At 61.9% G+C, this 239-nt stretch carries 1 pseudogene; it reads left to right on the top strand.

Going from position 1 to position 239, the window contains the following annotated elements:
* Positions 1–22: 22 nt before the first annotated feature.
* A pseudogene (locus tag B1964_RS29740) lies at positions 23–239 on the top strand (HNH endonuclease); the annotation flags it as partial.

Below are 239 nucleotides of genomic sequence, written 5' to 3'. Positions count from 1 at the left end.
TAGCGCCGGGGGGGTGACAATTATGGTCGATACCGCGTTACCCGACGTGTCGGGGTTGTCGACCACCCAGAAAATCGCCCTCGCCCACACGCTGATGGACGAGTTGGCCACCGATGATTTGACCGGGCTGTCCAACGATGACCTGGTCGCGGTCGCTCAGTCCACCGAACGGTTGATCACCCGCGTCACCGTCCAAGGTGATCGGCAGATCGTCGAATTCTCCGACCGCCATCTGGCCC

It is taken from the genome of Gordonia sp. i37 (assembly GCF_002043085.1).
Taxonomy (GTDB): domain Bacteria; phylum Actinomycetota; class Actinomycetes; order Mycobacteriales; family Mycobacteriaceae; genus Gordonia; species Gordonia polyisoprenivorans.
This window is presented reverse-complemented; position numbering and strand designations above follow the sequence as displayed.